Source organism: Cryobacterium sp. MDB2-A-1, assembly GCF_004402675.1.
Taxonomy (GTDB): Bacteria; Actinomycetota; Actinomycetes; order Actinomycetales; family Microbacteriaceae; genus Cryobacterium; species Cryobacterium glucosi.
Genome location: NZ_SOFK01000044.1, coordinates 63,671 through 81,914 on the forward strand (window position 1 = coordinate 63,671; position 18,244 = coordinate 81,914).

Annotated in this window: 17 protein-coding genes, 2 tRNA genes and 1 pseudogene; 10 read left to right on the plus strand and 10 right to left on the minus strand. The window is 66.1% G+C overall.

Going from position 1 to position 18,244, the window contains the following annotated elements; all coding sequences use genetic code 11:
• Window positions 1-10: 10 nt before the first annotated feature.
• Window positions 11-898: a helix-turn-helix transcriptional regulator gene (locus E3O39_RS16675; RefSeq protein ID WP_134449140.1), complete on the minus strand. Its 888-nt coding sequence runs from the start codon at window positions 896-898 to the stop codon at window positions 11-13.
• 57 nt (window positions 899-955) lie between these two features.
• Complete coding sequence (locus tag E3O39_RS16680) at window positions 956-1,636, minus strand: SDR family NAD(P)-dependent oxidoreductase (protein WP_134449141.1); 681 nt, start codon at window positions 1,634-1,636, stop codon at window positions 956-958.
• A gap of 85 nt (window positions 1,637-1,721) precedes the next feature.
• Between E3O39_RS16680 and E3O39_RS16685 the strand changes: the two genes are divergently transcribed.
• Both E3O39_RS16685 and arr read left to right on the plus strand, forming a co-directional pair.
• Window positions 1,722-2,549, plus strand: coding sequence for a helix-turn-helix transcriptional regulator (locus E3O39_RS16685; RefSeq protein WP_134449142.1), 828 nt, complete (start codon window positions 1,722-1,724; stop codon window positions 2,547-2,549).
• A gap of 63 nt (window positions 2,550-2,612) precedes the next feature.
• Entirely contained in the window at window positions 2,613-3,041 is a 429-nt protein-coding gene (arr, locus tag E3O39_RS16690) for an NAD(+)--rifampin ADP-ribosyltransferase (RefSeq protein WP_134449143.1), read from the plus strand.
• A gap of 56 nt (window positions 3,042-3,097) precedes the next feature.
• Here the strand turns inward: arr and pgi are convergent, their stop codons facing one another.
• Window positions 3,098-4,825: a glucose-6-phosphate isomerase gene (gene pgi / locus E3O39_RS16695; protein WP_134449144.1), complete on the minus strand. Its 1,728-nt coding sequence runs from the start codon at window positions 4,823-4,825 to the stop codon at window positions 3,098-3,100.
• Window positions 4,826-5,069: 244 nt separating this feature from the next.
• Here pgi and E3O39_RS16700 point away from each other — a divergent pair, with 244 nt between their 5' ends.
• Window positions 5,070-5,543: an aromatic ring-opening dioxygenase LigA gene (locus tag E3O39_RS16700; RefSeq protein WP_134449145.1), complete on the plus strand. Its 474-nt coding sequence runs from the start codon at window positions 5,070-5,072 to the stop codon at window positions 5,541-5,543.
• 256 nt (window positions 5,544-5,799) lie between these two features.
• Window positions 5,800-6,690: an NADPH:quinone oxidoreductase family protein gene (locus tag E3O39_RS16705; protein ID WP_241975245.1), complete on the plus strand. Its 891-nt coding sequence runs from the start codon at window positions 5,800-5,802 to the stop codon at window positions 6,688-6,690.
• Here the strand turns inward: E3O39_RS16705 and E3O39_RS16710 are convergent.
• Window positions 6,687-7,295 (minus strand): TetR/AcrR family transcriptional regulator, encoded by a 609-nt coding sequence (locus E3O39_RS16710; RefSeq protein ID WP_134449146.1) that lies wholly within the window; start codon window positions 7,293-7,295, stop codon window positions 6,687-6,689. The genes E3O39_RS16705 and E3O39_RS16710 overlap by 4 nt on opposite strands.
• Window positions 7,296-7,382: 87 nt before the next feature.
• Here E3O39_RS16710 and E3O39_RS16715 point away from each other — a divergent pair, with 87 nt between their 5' ends.
• On the plus strand, window positions 7,383-7,772 hold the full coding sequence (locus E3O39_RS16715; RefSeq protein WP_134449147.1) for an MmcQ/YjbR family DNA-binding protein: 390 nt from the start codon (window positions 7,383-7,385) through the stop codon (window positions 7,770-7,772).
• 82 nt (window positions 7,773-7,854) lie between these two features.
• Complete coding sequence (locus E3O39_RS16720) at window positions 7,855-9,177, plus strand: replication-associated recombination protein A (RefSeq protein WP_134449148.1); 1,323 nt, start codon at window positions 7,855-7,857, stop codon at window positions 9,175-9,177.
• A 687-nt stretch (window positions 9,178-9,864) separates the two neighbouring features.
• Here the strand turns inward: E3O39_RS16720 and E3O39_RS16725 are convergent.
• Complete coding sequence (locus E3O39_RS16725; RefSeq protein WP_166787370.1) at window positions 9,865-10,437, minus strand: TetR/AcrR family transcriptional regulator; 573 nt, start codon at window positions 10,435-10,437, stop codon at window positions 9,865-9,867.
• A gap of 228 nt (window positions 10,438-10,665) precedes the next feature.
• Between E3O39_RS16725 and E3O39_RS16730 the strand changes: the two genes are divergently transcribed.
• The 3 genes and pseudogenes from E3O39_RS16730 to E3O39_RS16740 form a co-directional block, all read left to right on the plus strand.
• On the plus strand, window positions 10,666-11,466 hold the full coding sequence (locus E3O39_RS16730; RefSeq protein ID WP_198413462.1) for an alpha/beta hydrolase: 801 nt from the start codon (window positions 10,666-10,668) through the stop codon (window positions 11,464-11,466).
• Window positions 11,467-11,476: 10 nt separating this feature from the next.
• Entirely contained in the window at window positions 11,477-12,577 is a 1,101-nt protein-coding gene (locus tag E3O39_RS16735) for an SDR family oxidoreductase (RefSeq protein ID WP_241985116.1), read from the plus strand.
• 415 nt (window positions 12,578-12,992) lie between these two features.
• A pseudogene (locus E3O39_RS16740) lies at window positions 12,993-13,157 on the plus strand (tyrosine-type recombinase/integrase); the annotation flags it as partial.
• A 103-nt stretch (window positions 13,158-13,260) separates the two neighbouring features.
• On the opposite strand, the gene E3O39_RS16745 reads toward E3O39_RS16740, so the two are convergent.
• From E3O39_RS16745 to serS, 5 genes are all read right to left on the minus strand, one after another.
• Window positions 13,261-13,351 (minus strand) — tRNA-Ser (locus tag E3O39_RS16745).
• 94 nt (window positions 13,352-13,445) lie between these two features.
• Window positions 13,446-14,729 carry an LCP family protein gene (locus E3O39_RS16750; RefSeq protein WP_241975523.1) on the minus strand — a complete coding sequence of 428 codons (1,284 nt, stop codon included), beginning with the start codon at window positions 14,727-14,729 and terminating at the stop codon, window positions 13,446-13,448.
• A 41-nt stretch (window positions 14,730-14,770) separates the two neighbouring features.
• Window positions 14,771-14,855 (minus strand) — tRNA-Ser (locus tag E3O39_RS16755).
• A 141-nt stretch (window positions 14,856-14,996) separates the two neighbouring features.
• A complete protein-coding gene (locus E3O39_RS16760; RefSeq protein ID WP_134449151.1) occupies window positions 14,997-15,806 on the minus strand; it encodes an HAD family hydrolase in 810 nt (269 codons plus the stop codon).
• Window positions 15,803-17,068 carry a serine--tRNA ligase gene (serS, locus tag E3O39_RS16765; RefSeq protein WP_134449152.1) on the minus strand — a complete coding sequence of 422 codons (1,266 nt, stop codon included), beginning with the start codon at window positions 17,066-17,068 and terminating at the stop codon, window positions 15,803-15,805. Before serS ends, E3O39_RS16760 begins: the two co-directional genes overlap by 4 nt.
• Window positions 17,069-17,116: 48 nt before the next feature.
• Here serS and E3O39_RS16770 point away from each other — a divergent pair, with 48 nt between their 5' ends.
• Window positions 17,117-18,118, plus strand: coding sequence for a diacylglycerol kinase family protein (locus tag E3O39_RS16770; RefSeq protein WP_134449153.1), 1,002 nt, complete (start codon window positions 17,117-17,119; stop codon window positions 18,116-18,118).
• Window positions 18,119-18,244: the final 126 nt, after the last annotated feature.

An 18,244-nucleotide genomic window follows, 5' to 3' on the forward strand; every position in this document is an offset into this window, starting at 1 on the left:
CTGGGGTTCCTCAGCCCGCGTGGTGCTCATCGATCGACAGGGCGCGAGATTCCCGCGCCTCTGTCGCAGCCCAGCTCGCCAGGAGGCCGAGGGCGTCTGCGGACTTCGTGCCCGGCTCGGCGCCGTACACGAGCAGGGTGAGCCCCTCGTCCGTCACAAGCTGCATGGCCTCGTAGGTGAGTTCGAGGTCGCCGACCACGGGGTGGTGGAGCCGTTTCTCCCCTGACGTGTGTTGGTAGACATCGTGGGCAGCCCAGCGGATGCGGAACTCCTCACTTCTCGTCGAGAGCTCCCCGATCAGGTCGGTCAGGCCCTTGTCATACGGGTTCTTGCCCGCTTCCGCCCGGAGCGTCGCGACCGTGCCGGAAGCGATCAGGTTCCAGTCGGGCCAGAAGTCGACCGCTCTCGGATCGAGGAACGCGAACCGCGCGGTGTTGGGGGGCGTCAGCGGGCCGTCGAAGACCGGCGCGTACAACGCGCGCCCCAGAGCGTTCGTCGCGAGGATGTCCATCCGCCCGTTACGCAGCCACGCCGGTGCGGCGATCGAATCCAGCACCATGATGACACCGGGGCGAACCCGGCTGACGGCTGGTCGCCGCCGCGTACCGACAGAAGCATTGGCCGTCCGTGCCAGGTCGAACAGGTGAGCCCGCTCGGTTTCATCGAGCTGGAGAGCACGCACCAGGGCCTCGAGGACACTCTCGGAGACGCCGCCGAGGTTGCCGCGTTCGAGCCTGACGTAATAGTCCACACTCACCCCGGCGAGCATCGCGACCTCTTCGCGGCGGAGTCCGGCGACTCTCCTCTTCCCACCGAAGTCAGGCAGCCCGGCCTGTTCGGGCGTGATGCGTGCCCGCCGCGTCACCAGGAAGTCACGAATCTCGGTCTTGTTGTCCACGCCAAAACGGTACGTCACATCCCTCGAGGGTGGGAGGTCCTGCCAGTACCCGGAACGTCAGTAGGCGATGAGACCGTCACGGTCGCTGAACGTTCCGGTCGGACCGTCGTGACCGATCGTCGCCATCGCCACCGCAGCATCCGTGCCCTCGGTTACGGTCTGCGGGCCGCTGTGACCGTTGAGATCGGTGGACGTGTAGCCCGGATCGATCGTGTTCACCCGCATCGACGGCAGCATTTTGCTGTACTGCAGGGTGAGCATGATCACCGCGGCCTTGGACGTCATGTAGCCGAGGCCGGTGATCGTCGATTCGACGCGGGCGGGGTCTGTGACAAAACGCGGGAACCCGAGCCCACTGGCGACGTTGACGATCCGGGCGTTGCCGGACGCTCTGAGCAGCGGCAGGGCGGCCCGGGTGACGCGGACGATCGAGTACACGTTGGTGTCGAAGACCGCGGCCAGGTCGTCCGCACCGAATTCGTCGACTCCGGCGTGCGAGCCGACGATCCCGGCGTTGTTGATCAGAACGTCCAGCTCGGGTAGTGAGGCGATCGCGGATGCGACGGACTCGTCGTCCGTGACGTCCAGCTGCAGGACGTGGGCGCCGAGAGCCGCAGCATCCGTGCCGTTGGCCGTGTCGCGCATGCCGGCATAGACGGTGTGTCCGGCCCGGAGGAGGCGGCGGGCGGTTTCGAGTCCGAGGCCCTTGTTGGCACCGGTGATGAGTGTTGTTGTCATGATTCCAGCCTGCGGGCGTGCCCGCGACACTTGCTGGGATTGCCAGTACCACCCGCTGCCCAGCCGGGAAGGGCAGAGTGGAGCCATGCCAGAACTCGCTTCCCTGCTTCGCGCGTGGCGCGACCGGATCTCTCCCGTTGAGGCGGGTTTGCCGTCCGGTGGAGACCGACGCTCGCCCGGGCTGCGCCGCGAGGAGCTCGCGATGCTCGCCAACCTCAGCGTCGACTACGTCGTTCGTCTCGAGCAGGGCCGCGCCACGCATCCGTCACCGCAGGTGCTCGGGTCGCTCGCCCGCGCGCTTCGACTCACCAACGACGAACGGGACCACCTGTTCCGCATCGGCGGGGTAGCGGTGCCGACGAAGACCATGGTCCCCCGGCACGTGACGCCGGGAGTTCGGCACATCGTCGACCGGCTCAGTGAAGTCCCCGTCGCGGTCTTCTCTGCCGCCTGGGATGCCCTGCTGGTCAACGACCTCTGGCTGACCTTGTTCGGTGAGGCTCCGGCGGCGGGACGCGGTTCCAACCTGCTCTGGAACCGGTTCGCCGGGGGCCCGTCGTTCGTCGAGCACAGCCCGGAGCACCTCGTTGAGTTCCATCGGGACCTCGTCGCCGATGTTCACGTGGCCTCGACCCGGTACCCGGACGACACCGCGCTCTCTGAACTCATCGCCGACCTGCGCGCGACCTCGGAGGAGTTCGAACGGTTATGGAGTTCGGCGACGTTCGGGGAACACCGCGAGTCCCGCAAGACCGTGCAGAACGCCCTCGTCGGCCCGATCACCTTCGATTGCGATGTCCTTGCGGCGCCCGGGAGTGACCTGAAGATCGTCGTGTACACGGTGGTTCCTGGCTCAACGGATGCTGCCAGGCTCGACCTCCTGCGGGTGAGCGCCATCCGGACGTTCGCCTGACCGCCCTGTTCTCGCACGGGGTCGGCCGGGTACGATCGTGAATCGACCTTTCAGGGAGTGCGCATGACAAACGAACCCACACCATTCGAAGTCCACGAATCGGGGGCCCTCTTTCACGGCACGAAAGCCGACCTGGCCGTGGGGGACCTGTTGGTGCCCGGGCGCGGGTCCAACTTCGAAGCGGGACGGACGACGAACTACGTCTACCTGACGGCGACCCTGGATGCCGCGACGTGGGGGGCCGAGCTCGCGGCCGGAGACGGCCGCGGCCGGATCTACATCGTCGAACCGACGGGTGCCCTCGAAGACGACCCCAACGTGACGGACAAGAAGTTCCCCGGGAACCCGACCCTGTCGTACCGCACCACGGAGCCGGTCACGATCGTCGGCGAACTCGAGGACTGGACAGGGCACTCCCCCGACCGGCTCCAGGCCATGCGCGACGGTCTCGCCGAACTCAAGCGCCAGGGTCTCGCGGTCATCTACGACTAGGAGCGACCGGAGACCCCTACCGGGTACGTCACCATGCGTGACGTACCCGGTCGGCGTCAGTTGCGCAGCTCGAGGTACTTCGAGATCAGGGCCTTCGTCGAGGAGTCCTGGGCTGCGAGTGCGTCCGCATCCCCGTCGACGGCGGGAGCGACCTGAAGCGCAAGCTGCTTGCCCAGTTCGACGCCCCACTGGTCGAACGAATCGATGCCCCAGATCGTGCCTTCGGTGAACACGATGTGCTCGTAGAGCGCGATGAGCTGGCCGACGACGCTCGGCGTGAGGGCCGGCGCGAGGATCGACGTCGTCGGACGGTTCCCGCTGAACGAGCGGGCCGGCACCACGGACTCGTCCGTGCCTTCTGCACGAACCTCCGCGGCCGTCTTCCCGAAGGCGAGCGCCTTCGTCTGGGCGAAGAAGTTCGCCATGAACAGCCCGTGGACGTCCTGTCCTGGCTCGACGGCGGCGCCGTCGCCCGTCTCATCCTTCAACGGGTGGGCGGGATTCGCGACCGCGATGAAGTCCGCGGGGACCAGGCGCGTGCCCTGGTGGATGAGCTGGTAGAAGGCGTGCTGTCCGTTCGTGCCCGGTTCGCCCCAGAAGATCTCACCGGTGTCGGTCGTGACGCTTGTCCCGTCCCAGCGGACGCTCTTTCCGTTCGATTCCATGGTGAGCTGCTGGAGGTACGCCGGGAAGCGGTGGAGGTACTGGGCGTATGGGAGCACAGCATGGCTCTGGGCCTTGAGGAAGTTGGAGTACCAGACGTTGAGAAGACCCATCAGGACCGGGACGTTCTGCTCGAGGGGCGCCGTGCGCATGTGCTCATCGATGGTGTGGAAACCGGACAGGAATTCGCGCCAGTTGTCCGGGCCGATGGCGACGACCACGGACGTGCCGATGGCGGAGTCGATCGAGAAACGGCCGCCGACCCAGTCCCAGAATCCAAAGGCGTTCTCGGGATCGATGCCGAATGCGGCGACCTTGTCGAGGGCGGTCGACACGGCGACGAAGTGCTTGGCGACGGCCGCAGCACGGGCGGCGTCAGTGTCCTCGATGGCGCCGGAGGCGAGGAGCTGGTTCCAGAGCCACTCGCGTGCCAACCGGGCGTTCGTGAGGGTCTCGAGGGTACCGAACGTCTTGGACGCGACAATGAAAAGGGTGGTCTCCGGGTCCAGGTTCGCCGTCTTCTCGTAGACATCCGTCGGGTCGATGTTCGAGACGAAGCGGCACTCGAGGCCCGCCTGCACATACGGTTTCAACGCTTCGTAGACCATGACGGGGCCGAGGTCGGACCCGCCGATCCCGATGTTGACGACAGTCTTAATGGCCTTGCCCGTTATACCGGTCCACGCGCCGGACCTCACCTTGTCGGCGAATGCGTAGACCTTGTCGAGTGTGGCGTGGACGTCGGCGTCGACATCCGCACCGTCGACGACGAAGCCGGTCGGCGGCACGAGGTCTGCGCCATTCTTCGGGCGGCGGAGCGCCGTGTGGAGAACCGCACGGTCTTCGGTGACGTTGATGTGCTCGCCGGTGATCATGGCGTTGAACCGGCCTGAGACGTCGACGTCCTTCGCGAGCTGCACGAGGTGGGCCAGGATCTCTTCGGTCAGGAGATTCTTCGACAGGTCGACCGTGAGGTCGCCGGCCTGCAAGGTGTAGCGACCAGCTCGTCCCGGGTCGGTGGCGAACCACTCGCGGAGATCAGGCGAGAATCCCTCGGCGATGCCGGCGAGCTGACTCCAAGCGTCGGTAGACGTGGGATCAACGGGGGCGAATTCGGTCATGGATTCCTCCTGGACAATGGATCAGCAAACCGCCCGCGACTCCCGCAGTTCAGCGAGGCGGACCGCTTACCAGCCTATGGCCGTGTTCGGCGACCGTCTAACGCCAACCGGTTCAACCAGAACGCAGCAGGGACGGGCGGCGGGCTCGGTGCAATCGGATCTCACGTCACAAGCGAGTTTCATCTGGAGTCGGCATGCAGAACTGTGTGACACTCGAGTGTTCCGCTTCACGAAAGGATGATCGATGTCGTCGTTGCCCACTGCAATCGCCCTTCGCCGCACCGCAGGTCTTACCATTGCGACCGGTTCGCTTTTCGTCGCCGTCGGAGCAGGTGCGTGGCTCACGGTCACGAAGCAGCTGCGCGATGAAAAGATCACAGTACCCGGCAACGCGCCCATTCTCGCGGGCAAGACGGTGCAGGGGCCGGTGACGGCCTACGTCGAGGCGCTCGTCATCAAGAACAATGCTGAGCGCGGAGCGGGTGGGCGCACATTCGCCGATATCAGTGCGGCCCTGAGAGGCCTTGACGCGACCAGCGACGAGGCAGTCGAGCTGCGCAAACAGAGCGCGGCGCTTTCAACAGGGGCATCGCTGCGCACCTCGCTGCTGACGTCCGTGCTCGCCTACGGGGTCAGCGCCTTCGCCGGCGGACTCGGGGCCTTCTTTCTGATCGTGGGTACGCAACTGCGTCGAGTCGACGCAGGTGGATCGCGCTGATTCACCAATCTGGCGCCTGAATTCTCGGGGCTGTCACCGCTGGCGCCGTGCCGCTCCAGGGATGACTTTCGCCCCGGGCTCTGTTGGCGCGCGGAAGATCCCAGGTCTGGCGGCCGACGCAAAGTCACTTGTCGGCATGATTGAACGTATGAACTCACGTGCGACGACAATGCGGGCAGTGCGGAACACCACACACGGTGGACCCCGGCTACTCGAAACACACACGATCCCGATTCCCGTCCGCGCACGAGGCGAAGTGCTCGTAGAGGTTCATGCCGCAGGGATCGCCTACCCGGATGTGCTGCAATCTCGGGGCGAGTACCAGCTGCGCGTCCCGGTTCCGTTCACAATTGGGAGCGAGTTCTCCGGGATCGTCGTCGACGCCGATGCCGACTCGGGATTCACGGCCGGCGACCGCGTTCTCGGCGTTGCCGGTTCTGGCGCGTTCGCAGACTTTGTGGTCACGCCTGCGGATCGCGTCCTGCCCCTTCCGGATGAGATCGACTTCATCGCGGCGGCGGCCATGCCCATCAACGTCCTGAGCGCAGAATTCGCCCTGGGGGAACGCGGCAATCTCCGTGCGGGCGAGACGGTGCTCATCCATGGCGCCGCGGGCGGTCTCGGAGTCGCACTCACCCAACAGGCGAAGCTGCGCGGCGCCGAGGTCATCGCCGTCGTCTCCACGCCGGAAAAGGCGCAACTGGCGCGAGACGTCGGGGCAGACCACGTCATCCGGCCTCACGACTTCCTGAGCGAGACTCGCAGAATCACGAACGGCCGCGGGGTGGACATGGTGCTCGATCCTGTCGGTGGCGAACGGTTCACCGACTCGCTGCGTGCGCTGGCGACCCGCGGGCGGCTCCTCGTTCTCGGTTTCACGGGCGGCAGCATCCCCACCGTGAAGGTGAACCGCCTGCTCCTGAACAACACGACCATCATCGGCGTCGCGTGGGAGGGACTGATGCCGACCTGCTCCGTCTCGCTTACGGCCCAATGGGAACGCCTGGCACCGGTCGTCGCTCGAGGCGCGCTCGCCCCGGTGATCCACGAGGTGGTGGCATTCGAGGAGGCCGCCGAAGCGGTCGCCGCCCTGGATGAACGACGGGCTGTCGGAAAGACCGTTCTCACGGTGCACCCCCGCCGTTAGACGCCGGGGGTGCTCTCGGCTACTCCTCGCCGGTCGCCGCGCTCCATGCGGGTGACGGCTATATCGACCAGAGCTCGATAGGCGCTGCGCACCATGCCCTGATCGAGCGGATCGCCGGGGTGGAGTGCCCGGTAGCTCCACCACCCCCACATGAGGGCGTCGACAGCACGGGCCGTGCCATCAGGCAGAGAGCGGCGAAGAACCATGAGGGACTCCTCTTGGAGGTCGCGGAGGACTTCCGCAACCCGGGGACTGCGCGCGCCGTAGAGGTGCATCTCCTCATACAAGCGGATGTCCGTGAGCGTTGGAGCTGTCGACCCGCACGTGGCGGCCACGAGCGCGTCAACGACATCAGTGTCGAGACGGGCGTCGCGCATCGGGGCCGCGTATCGCGGTTCGAGTCCGTCTCTCAAGGTCTCGAACGCGCTGACGATCAACGTCTCCAGGTCGGCGAAATAGTACGTCGTGGACCCGAGCGGCACGCCGGCCTGCACGGCGATGCGTCGATATGACGCCGCGTGCACGCCTTCTGACGCGATGACCTCCAGTGCTGCCCGAAGGATCCGGGTTCGGCGCTCCGGGTCATTCGGCTTGCCCTTCCTCACACAACCTCCTCGATGTCAGACAAAGTATGTACCATTGTACGCAGATTCAGAAAGCCCAGAAACGGGCAGTGACCCCAGGAGGACGACATGCAGGGTGACACACTCCAGCAACACGCCCGAGAGCGCGTCGGGGAGCTTCCCGGCGCGGAGCTCGAGCACCCCTTCGGACCCGACTGGGAAGTATTCAAAGTCCGTGGAAAGGTCTTCATGCTGATCACCGAAATTACTGGTGAATCGATCGTGATCGTCAAGGCGGACCCGGAAGACAGCCGAGCTCTCCGCCAGCAGCACAAGGACATCACGCCGGGCTACCACATGAACAAGCAGCACTGGATCACCTTGAATCCAGGCGGAGACCTGCACGAGTCTCTCATCGACGATCTCGTCACCGAGTCCTACCTCCTCGTGGTCGAGAATCTGCCACGCGCAAAACGCCCGGTCGATCCCGAACTGTTCGGCCACCGGAGCGGACTGTGACGCTCTCGCGCGGGCAGCTGCAGCAGCACACCCCTAGCGTCGGCACGATCACGAGCGGTCACTATTTTGACAAGCGGCAGTCGTGAGCGAGACACCGTCTCTCTTCGACATCGACGACGAGTCACGGCCGCTGGCTGATCGGCTCCGGCCGCGCACCCTGAACGACGTCATCGGGCAGGTCCATGTTCTTGGGGCGGACGCACCGATCGGGCGAATGGTCAACGCACAGAGACTCATGTCGATGGTGCTCTGGGGGCCACCCGGGTGCGGCAAGACCACGATCGCGCGGCTTCTCGCCGAGCAGACCAACCTCGCGTTCGAACCCCTTTCTGCCACCTTCGCCGGCGTCGCCGACCTTCGAAAAGTGTTTCAAGCAGCGCGGCGCCGGCGCGAGGTCGGTCAAGGCACGCTGCTGTTCGTCGACGAGATCCACCGCTTCAACCGCGCCCAGCAGGACTCGTTCCTTCCCTACGTCGAAGACGGCACCGTCATCCTCGTCGGCGCGACCACGGAGAACCCCAGCTTCGAACTCAACGGAGCACTGCTCTCCCGCACCCAGGTCTTCGTTCTGAAGCGCCTCGACGACGTTGCGCTCAGCACGCTCATCACCCGCGCCGAAGCGCTCATCGGTCAGCCGCTACCGCTGACCGATGAGGCGCGTCAGGCTTTGATCGCGATGGCGGACGGTGACGGCCGGTACCTGCTGAACATGATCGAGCAGGTACACGCCCTGCCCGCACCCGTCGACCCGGCAGCCCTCGCGGCCGCCGTGCAGAGACGGGCACCGCTGTACGACAAAGCGCAGGAAGGCCACTACAACCTCATCTCCGCTCTCCACAAGTCGATGCGCGGCTCCGACCCAGACGCAGCCCTGTACTGGTTGGCACGGATGCTCGACGGCGGTGAAGACCCCCTGTTCATCGCCCGCCGCATCACCCGATTCGCCACCGAGGATATCGGCATGGCCGACCCGAACGCCGTTCAACAGGCCCTCGCCGCCTGGGACGTCTATGATCGCCTCGGTTCACCAGAGGGAGAACTCGCACTCGCGCAGGCCGTCATCTACCTGGCAACCGCGCCGAAGTCGATCGGCGTGTATCGCGGATTCAACAAGGCCCGCGCCGCCGCGAAGCGGACCGGATCGCTGATGCCGCCCGCGCACATCCTCAATGCCCCAACCCGCCTCATGAAAGATCTCGGGTACGGCGAGGGCTATCAGTACGACCCGGACACCGAGAACGGGTTCTCAGGCGCGAACTTCTTCCCAGAGGGCATACCCCGACAGACCTTCTACGAACCCTCCGCCGAGGGATATGAGCGAGCCATTTCCGCACGGCTTCGCCACTGGGCCCAGCTCCGGGACGGTTCCGCCAGTGGCCGTACTCCCGAATCCGACCCCGACTAATCCGGGCAATGAAAAAGACCCCCGGACTTCCGCGTAATTACGCGGATCTCGGGGGCCTTACAGTGCGGAGACGGTGGGATTTGGACTCTGGCCGAGCAATCATCTGGACTCTTCGACGCTCACGAACCGCATAATTACGCGGAAGTTCGATAACTCGGACGTCGCTCGATCACGTGGTTTTTGTACGAGTGTTGCCATTTTGTTGCCACGGCCCTTCTTGGAGCCCAGACGCGGTCGTCGCTCCCGACCTCTTGATCCGTAGTCGAAACCGGCTGCTCGAAGCACAGCCGAGGGTCCGCGAATCCCGTAGATTCACGGAGTTAGGGTGCTGTTGACTCACTCGCGACAAACGCATTTTGCTTGAGCTGCAGGCAGGATGTGAGCACGGGCCTCCTCTCGATTGCCTAGTACACCTATCTCGTTTGCATTTGAGATCTCGTTCCAACTCGACTTTGATTCGTCGTTCACTCTCCAACACAAACTGCGTTTAGGTTGGAATTGTCGATGACGTTCCAAATCCGCTTGTCGATGACACGTCGGCCTGGCCGGACAACATCATCAGTACAAGCTTCGACGCGCTCGGGGACCGCCCTGGTGACTAGCTCCGACAGCCCGGTCCCGCACCTCGAAGCCCACGATGTCCATGCCAGCCGTGGCGTGGCGCGGCGCGGCGCGGCGCGAGAATAATCACGGAGCCGTGAGTGCCCGAATGACGGCGGACGCTCCCGCCGGCTGAGCACCCGCGATGAGGGTTCTGAACAGCACCGTCCCGATGAGCGCATCCGCGAGTGCCGCGGGGTCCGCGGCCTCACGAAGCTGGCCGAGCGACTGGCCGCGCGCGAGCCGATCAACCAGGCCCTGGTGATAGGGACCGGTCGTCATGGCGTACAGCAGTTGGGCGTGACCCTGATCGTCGGAGGCCGCCGAGATCAGCGCACGCGTGAGCGCGGCGACGGCAGGGTCCCGGAGGGACGCCGTGATCCGTTCGAGCCACTCAGTCAAGTCGACGTCGAGCGATCCCGTGTCCGGCACCGGTTGCTGGGGCAGCGTGAGTTGCCCCTCCAATACGAGGTCCGCGACGATGAGGGCCTTGGAGGCCCACCACCGGTAGATCGTCTGGCGCCCGCACCCTGACCGCGTTGCGATCGCTTGAAAGCTGAGCTGCTGATAGCCGCGCTCGGCGATCAGGTCCCGGGCTGCTTCCAGGATGGAGCGTCGAACGGATTCACTGCGGGGTCTCCCTCGCGCAGCATTCGTCATGTGTCTAGTATAAGTTCGTACTCGCATTACGAGGCAGATGTATCGTAATATCGGCGCTAGCGCATCCGCCGCGCAACCAAGGAGATTCCCATCAAGGCTTCCCAGCTCAACCCTGAACTGCGCGCAATCTATCGTTTCGTCCCGAACCTGCCGACCGGGCGACTGTGGCGGATCAGGGCCATCCGTCGACTCCTCCGTGCTGCGCCCCAACCGAAGCGCCCCACAGGAATGACCTTCGAGAAGATCGACTTCGGACCAGGTGCTGGCGTGCGCGTCTTCACTCCCGCTTCGGGGGGATCCGGCGCCGCATTGCTCTTCCTACACGGCGGTGGCATGGTGATCGGCGCGGCGTCGCAGGAAGACGCGCGCCTCATCCAGATCGCCGACGAGCTCGACATCGTCACCGTGTCCGTCGAGTACCGCCTCGCACCCGAGAATCCCTATCCTGCCCCACTCGACGACTGCCTCCAGGCGTGGCGCTGGCTGCAGGACAATGCGAAAGCACGCGGCATCGACCCGGAGCGCATCGCGGTAGGCGGACAAAGCGCGGGTGGGGGCCTCGCTGCGGGCCTCGCGCTGCGCATCCACGACGAACTTCCGGTGCAGCCCATCGCACAACTCCTGTTCTGCCCGATGCTTGACGATCGGACGGCAGCAGACCGCACGCGAGACGCCGAGAACAATTTCCTTTGGAACAACCGATCTAATCTGACCGGCTGGACTGCGTACCTCGGTGACGCGCCCGGCGGTCCCGAGGTTCCTGCCTACGCGGCGCCGTCGCGACGTCGTGACCTCTCCGGCCTGCCTGCCGCGTGGATCGGGACGGGCGACATCGAACTGTTCTTCACAGAGGACCGCAGCTATGCGGAAGGACTCTCGGCGGCGGGCGTCGACTGCACTCTCGTCGTCGTCCCCGGTGCACCCCACGCTTTCGAATCGGTCGCCATCAGCGCTCCTATAGCAAAAAAATATTCTGCAGACGCGCTCGCGTGGCTGAAGCAACAGCTCACGATCACCGGAAATAACTAAGGAGAATCCCATGGCGAAGACAGACAAGCCCCTCACCGCGAAGTCCTCGATCGGCGAGTGGTTGAAGCATCCGGTGGGTGCTCCTCTGATCCGGGACCTGCTCGCGGGCGGCGGACAGACCGAATTGGCGCTGAGGCCGGTTCGCATGCTCGCACTCCAGAAACTCGTCAGCCTCAGCCAGGGACAGATGCCCCAGTCCGTGATCGATGACCTCGTCCTGCGCGCCAATGGCGGCGAAGCGCCCTCCGAAGACGCCGAAGAGGAGGCGGGCGACCTCGCAGCCCCGGTCAACCTCCCGTCGAAGTTGAGGGGCGAAGTCGTCGTCGTCATCGGGGTCGGTGGCATGGGTGAGCTCATCGCTCGCCGCCAGGGCACCGGCAAGCGCCTCCTCATCGCCGACTTCAGCCAGGATGCCCTCGACCGGGTGCGCACCGCCCTGCGCGGCGACGGGTACGACGTGACAGACCGCAAGGTCGACGTGTCCTCCCGCGAATCGATGGCCGCGCTCGCGGCGGAGGCGGCGGCCCTGGGCCCCGTGTTCCAGGTCATCCACACCGCCGGACTGTCGCCCGTCCAGGCATCCGCCGCCGCAATCACCGCCGTCGACCTGGTCGGTGTGGCAAACATGCTGGAGGAGTTCGCGGCCGTCGTCGAGGCAGGCGGTGCCGGTCTCGTCATTTCCAGCATGGCCGGATACGGCATCGACCTGACACAGCAGGACGAGGAGGCGCTCGCTAACGATGACCCGGCCAGTCTCGCGCAGCTGCCGTTCATCAGCGCCCTCACCGACCCCGGTGCGGCGTACGGTTACGCCAAGCGCGGCAACATCTTGCGCGTCGAGGCCGCGAGCGTCGCCTGGGGCCGCCGCGGAGCCCGCGTGAACTCGATCAGCCCCGGGGTTATCGCCACCCCACTCGGCCAGCAGGAACTCAACGGCGAACACGGCGACGTCATGCGTGCCATGATCGAGTCCTCCGGCGCCGGCCGACTCGGAACCCCGAACGACATCGCCGACGCCGCAGCCTTCCTCCTCGGCCCGACGGCTTCCTTCATCACCGGCACCGACCTCCTCGTCGACGGCGGAGTAGTCGGAGCGCGCAGCGCAAGCTAAAGGACGATCCACGGGTCGTGCGGCAGCACATGTGAGCCAACTGCCGCACGACCACCTTGGTCTTCAACGACTCCTCATCGCATCAAATATCGGAACAGGTGTTCAGGAGCTGCATCGCAGAGGGCCGACGGCGCCCCCGTCTATCGTTCCGGTCAAGATTCGACTCTGACAACTGCGCGAGCCACGTTGGCACTTCAAGAGCATGGCCAGCCGAGAGCGAGATATCGGGCCGAGACCGTCGCGACCGAGACCTCATGCCTTGTGGTCTGCCGGAACAGGTTCGGCGGCTGCCGCCCGATCGCATCGTGCGTCGCCCAGATCGCGCCCAGGGCCCACCGGATCGCATCGACTTCCGCCAACGCACAATGCCCAGCCAATCGACCATCGCCAGATCACGCTCTGTCACCTGCCCCTCCATGACCTCCGGCACACGGCCGCGAGTCTCGCCGTGAGCGTCGGCGCGAACGTGAAATCGGTGCAGCGGATGCTCGGCCACGCCTCCGCCGCGATGACCCTGGACATCTACGCGGACCTCTTCGATGCCGACCTGTACGCCGTTGCCACCCTCCTGAATCAGGCTGCCACGTTCTCAAGTGTTGCCAAAGTGTTGCCACGGGAGGATTTTGGCCAAGAAAAACCCCCACATCCCTTGAAAACACTGGGATGTCGGGGGCCTTACAGTGCGGAGACGGTGGGATTTGAACCCACGGTACCCTGTGAAGGGTACTCCACCTTAGCAGGGTGGTGCACTAAGCCGTACTATGCGACGTCTCCTTGGCGCCTGCGCAGAATTCACCGAGCAAACACACGAGTGTAATCATAACCGTACCGGCGGCATCCGTTTGCACGGGTGCCCGAAGGCCCGCGCCTACTGGTTGTTGAGGGTGCGGCCGACGGAGCAGGTCAGTTCCCCGGCGGTCTGGCCGGTCGCCGACTCCGACAGGGTCGTGGCGTCCGTCGGGGTGGGGATCGGGGTGGCGCCGGCGGATGCCGTGGGATCGGGCGTCGCGGAAGCATCCGTCGTCGCGGCGGGCGTCGGAGTCGCGGTCGCGCTCGGGTCGAGCGTCGCGCCGCGCCCCGTTGTGCCGCCGAGCTTGAGGGCCTTGTCGGCCGCGACCGCGGTGAAGAGTTCCTTGAAGTCGGGCTGGAGCGGGAGCACTCCGCCGGTCGTGCCGCCGGTGGGCACCTGCACGAAGACGACCTGGTTCAGGTCGATGTCCTTGAGCGCGACCGCGATCGACGCGATCACGGAGACGTTGTTGAGGCTATCGGAGAGCTTCATGTTGGCGGTCACGGCCTTCGCGAGCGAATACACCTTGAGCGGGTCCGACAGCGTGCTCGCGCTCTTGATGGTGCGCACCAGGGCCGACATGAAGACCTGCTGGTTGTTGATCCGGGTGAGGTCGCTGCCGTCGCCCACACCGTGGCGGGTACGGAGGAACTGCAGGGCCGCAACACCCTCGAGGGTGTGCATGCCGGGCTTGAGGAAGGTGCCGGTGTACTCGTCCTGGATCTCCTCGGCGACACAGACCGGTACGCCGCCGACGGCGGTGGACATGGCCATCACGCCGCTGAACTGGACCTCGGCCGCGAAGGGGATGGTCAGACCGGTGAGCTTCTCCACGGTGAGCACCGTGCAGGCGAGCCCGCCGTACGTGAGCGTGGTGTTGATCTTCTGGCGGCTCATCGAATTGAACGTGCCGCCGCTCGGGTCGGGGCAGGCCGGGATCGGCACGAACATGTCGCGCGGGAAGCTGATCACGGAGGCGTTGGTGTGGTCCTGCGAGATGTGCAGGAGCATGGTGACGTCGTTGAGGTCGCCGGTGGAGTCCTCCGGGCCGAACGACGGGTCCTGGCCCTTGCGGCTGTCACTGCCGACGATGAGGAGGTTGACGCCGCCTGTGATGGCGCCGATCTGCGGGACGGGGCCGTTCGTCTCATTGGCGAGGTGCACACCGGGCTGCGCGCTCGATGCGACGTCGAGGGTGGCGATCGCGGCGACGGAGACTCCGCTGACGAGCACGACGGCCATGGCCGCTGCGAGGAACTTGACGACGGTGACGACCGGGTTCGAGTGCTTCAACCGGCCGTGCCGCGCGATGGTGCTGAGCTTGTGGGATCGTGCGGAACGGAGTCTCGGTTGGTCGCTCACTCAGATCCCTTCTGTGGTGCCGGCCGGGTAACGGGTTCGTGCGGAGGGCGTGGGATTCGAACCCACGAGACATTTCTGTCCACCAGTTTTCAAGACTGGCTCCATCGGCCGCTCGGACAGCCCTCCCGTTCGCGGCCCGGTCCGGCGAAGAACGCCCGGTCGACAACACACGAATACCGACCGATTCTAGCCGATCGCGCCTTCCTCACCCTGCCAGCAGGCTGGGACGCCCGCAGCGAGGCGGTTCGGAGTGGTGCCGGAGCGGCGTCAGAGCGACGCGAGAACCGTGGCGAGGCCGTCGTCGAGCACGGCTCCCGTGATCTCCCCGGCCGCCGCGAGCACCTCATGGGGGGACTGGCCCATGGCAACGCCGCGGCCCTCGAGCCCGGCCCACTCGAGCATCTCGATGTCGTTGCGTCCGTCACCGACGGCCATCACCCGGGCACGGGGGATGTCCAGCTCGGCTCGGACCCGCTCCATTGCGGTGGCCTTGTTGACGCCGTCGGGCGCGATGTCGAGCCACGCGGTCCAGCCGATCGAGTAGCTCACCCGGTTGAGGCCCATCTGCTCGACGACCTGCAGGAAGTCTTCCATCTCGTGGTCAGGCGAGATGACGACGACGCGGGTGGCCTCGTGGCGGAGCAGCTCGTCGAACTCGACGTGTTCACTGTCGAGGCCGATGGTGGCATCCGGGAAGGGCTCGGTGTACCGGTAGAAGCCGTGCTCGTCTTCGACGGCGTAGCGTGCGTCGCCGAGGTGCGAGCGGATCGAGAGCAGCACCTCGCTCGGGTCGAAGGTCTCGACCCATTCGCGGCGATACCCGGTCGGCGCGGTCAGATCCCGGCGCAGGGTGATCGCGCCATTCGAGCAGACCACGTAGCGGGGCGTGATGTCGAGGCGCTCGAGCACCGGCAGGGTGGCCGCCGTCGAACGACCGGTTGCGAGCATGATCTCGTGCCCGGAGCGGGTGAGCCGCTGTACTTCTTCGAGCACGGCGGGGCTGATCGAACCGTCTTCGTGCACGGTGGTTCCGTCGATGTCGAGGGCGACGAGCCAGGGCGAGACGGTCGCGGTCATCGGATCGGCTCGAGGACTTCGAGGCCGCCGAGCCAGGGCCGCAGCGCCTCGGGGACGAGCACCGAGCCATCCGCTCGCTGGTGCGTCTCGAGAATCGCGACGATCCAACGCGTGGTCGCGAGGGTGCCGTTGAGGGTGGCGACCGGCGCGGTCTTGCCCGATTCGGTGCGATAGCGGATGTCCAGACGTCGGGCCTGGTACGTGGTGCAGTTGCTCGTGCTGGTCAGCTCGCGGTAGGCGTTCTGGGTGGGCACCCACGCCTCGATGTCGAATTTGCGGGCCGCGCTCGACCCGAGGTCGCCCGCTGCGACGTCGATCACGCGGTAGCTGAGACCGAGGGACTGCAGCATGCCCTCCTGCAGGGCGACGAGGCGGTCGTGCTCTGCCTCGGCGTTCTCGGGGAGGACGTAGGTGAACATCTCGAGCTTGTTGAACTGGTGCACCCGGATGATGCCGCGAGTGTCCTTGCCGCCGGAGCCGGCCTCGCGGCGGTAACAGGTGGACCAGCCGGCGTAGCGCAGCGGGCCATCATTCAGGTCGAGGATCTCGTCGGAGTGGTACCCGGCGAGCGCGACCTCGCTCGTGCCGGTGAGGTAGAGGTCGTCGGCGGGAAGGTAGTAGATCTCGTCGGCGTGCTCGCCGAGGAAGCCGGTGCCGTCCATGATCTCCGGGCGGACGAGCGTGGGCGTGATCAGGGGGATGAACCCGGCCTGGAGCGCGCGGTCGAGGGCCATGTTCATCAGGGCGATCTCGAGCCGGGCTCCGATGCCGCGCATGAAGTAGAAGCGCGCTCCGGACACCTTCGCGCCGCGGGCCATGTCGATCGCGCCGAGCATTTCGCCCAGCTCGAGGTGATCGCGGGCCTCGAAGTCGAAGGTGGGGATCTCGCCGTGGGTGCGGAGCGTGGTGAAGTTCTCCTCGCCTCCGGCCGGGACGCCGTCGATGATGGGATTGGCGAGGGTGCGGACGATCCCGGTGAAGTCCGCCTCGGCATCCGTCGCGGTCGCCGCAGCGGCCTTGACCCGGGCGGCGAGGGCCTGGGCCTCGGCGACGAGGGCCTTCTTCTCGGCGGGGGGCGCGCTCGCGACCTGCTTGCCGAACTGGTTCTGGGCGGCGCGCAGGTCTTCGTAGGCCTTGATCGAGGTGCGCCTGGCCGTGTCCGCGGCGAGCGCGGCGTCGACAGCTTCGACCGAAGCGCCCCGCGCCTTCTGCGAACGCTTGATCAGATCGGGATTCTCTCGCAGCAGTACAGGATCAATCACCGTGCCAGTCTACAAGCGCCCGCCGGAGCGCCTTGCTAGCCTTACCCCGTGAATACTCCCGGTGAGACTCCGAGCGGCCGTCGAGCGGCCGTCGTGTACAACCCGATCAAGGTTGACGTGGTCAAGCTCCGCGCGAGCGTCGCAGCGGCGGAGTCCGCCGCCGGGTGGTCGGGCACGGTGTGGCTGTCGACGACCGAGACGGATGCCGGTCAGCGGGCGACCCGGACGGCGATCGAACAAGGGGCATCCGTGGTGCTCGCGGCGGGAGGGGACGGCACCGTGCGCGCGGTCGCCGAGGCCCTGCGCGACACGGGCGTTGCCCTCGCGATCGTGCCGGCCGGCACGGGGAACCTGTTGGCCCGAAACCTGGCGCTGCCGCTCGCGAGCCTCGATGCGGCGGTGGAGATCGCGTTCGGCGGCGTGGACCGGGCGATCGACCTCGGCGTCGCAGTGCTCACCGACACCGAGGGTGAGAAAGCCGAACACGTCTTCCTGGTGATGGCCGGCCTCGGGCTCGATGCCCAGATGATCGCCAACACGAGCGCCGATCTCAAGAAACAGGTCGGCTGGCTCGCGTATGTCGATGCCGGCATGCGGGTGATCCCGAAGTCGAAGCCATTCCGCATCCGTTATAGCCTCGAGGGTCGCACCGACCGGCCGGCGCACGTGAGCACGATCCTGGTCGCGAACTGCGGGGTCCTGCCGGGCAACATCCAGTTCCTGCCCGATGCCCAGGTGGACGACGGGATTCTCGACATCGCCGTGCTGCAGCCCAAGGGCGTCCTCGGCTGGCTGACCATCTGGCGCAGGGTGACGTGGGAGAACGGCGTGCTGCGCCGCTCCGCGGTCGGGCGCAGGATCATCGCCCAGAGCGAGTCGAGCAACGAACGGGTGATGACGACGCTTCGGGGTTCACGGATCAGGATCGTGCTCGAGCACCCGCAGGAGTTCGAGATCGACGGCGACGAGTTCGGCCCGGTGCGCGCCGTCTCCCTGCGTGCCGACCCCGGCGCGCTCACGGTGCGGATGCCCGCGCCCGCTTCCGCGTAACGCCCCCCGGCCCCGCCCCACTCCGCCTGCTTTCCTGCTCGCGAGAGTACACTTTTGGCCCTTAAACCCGCGGTTTGAGGGCCAAAAGTGTACTCTCGCGGACCGAAGGAGACCGGGGAGCGGCGC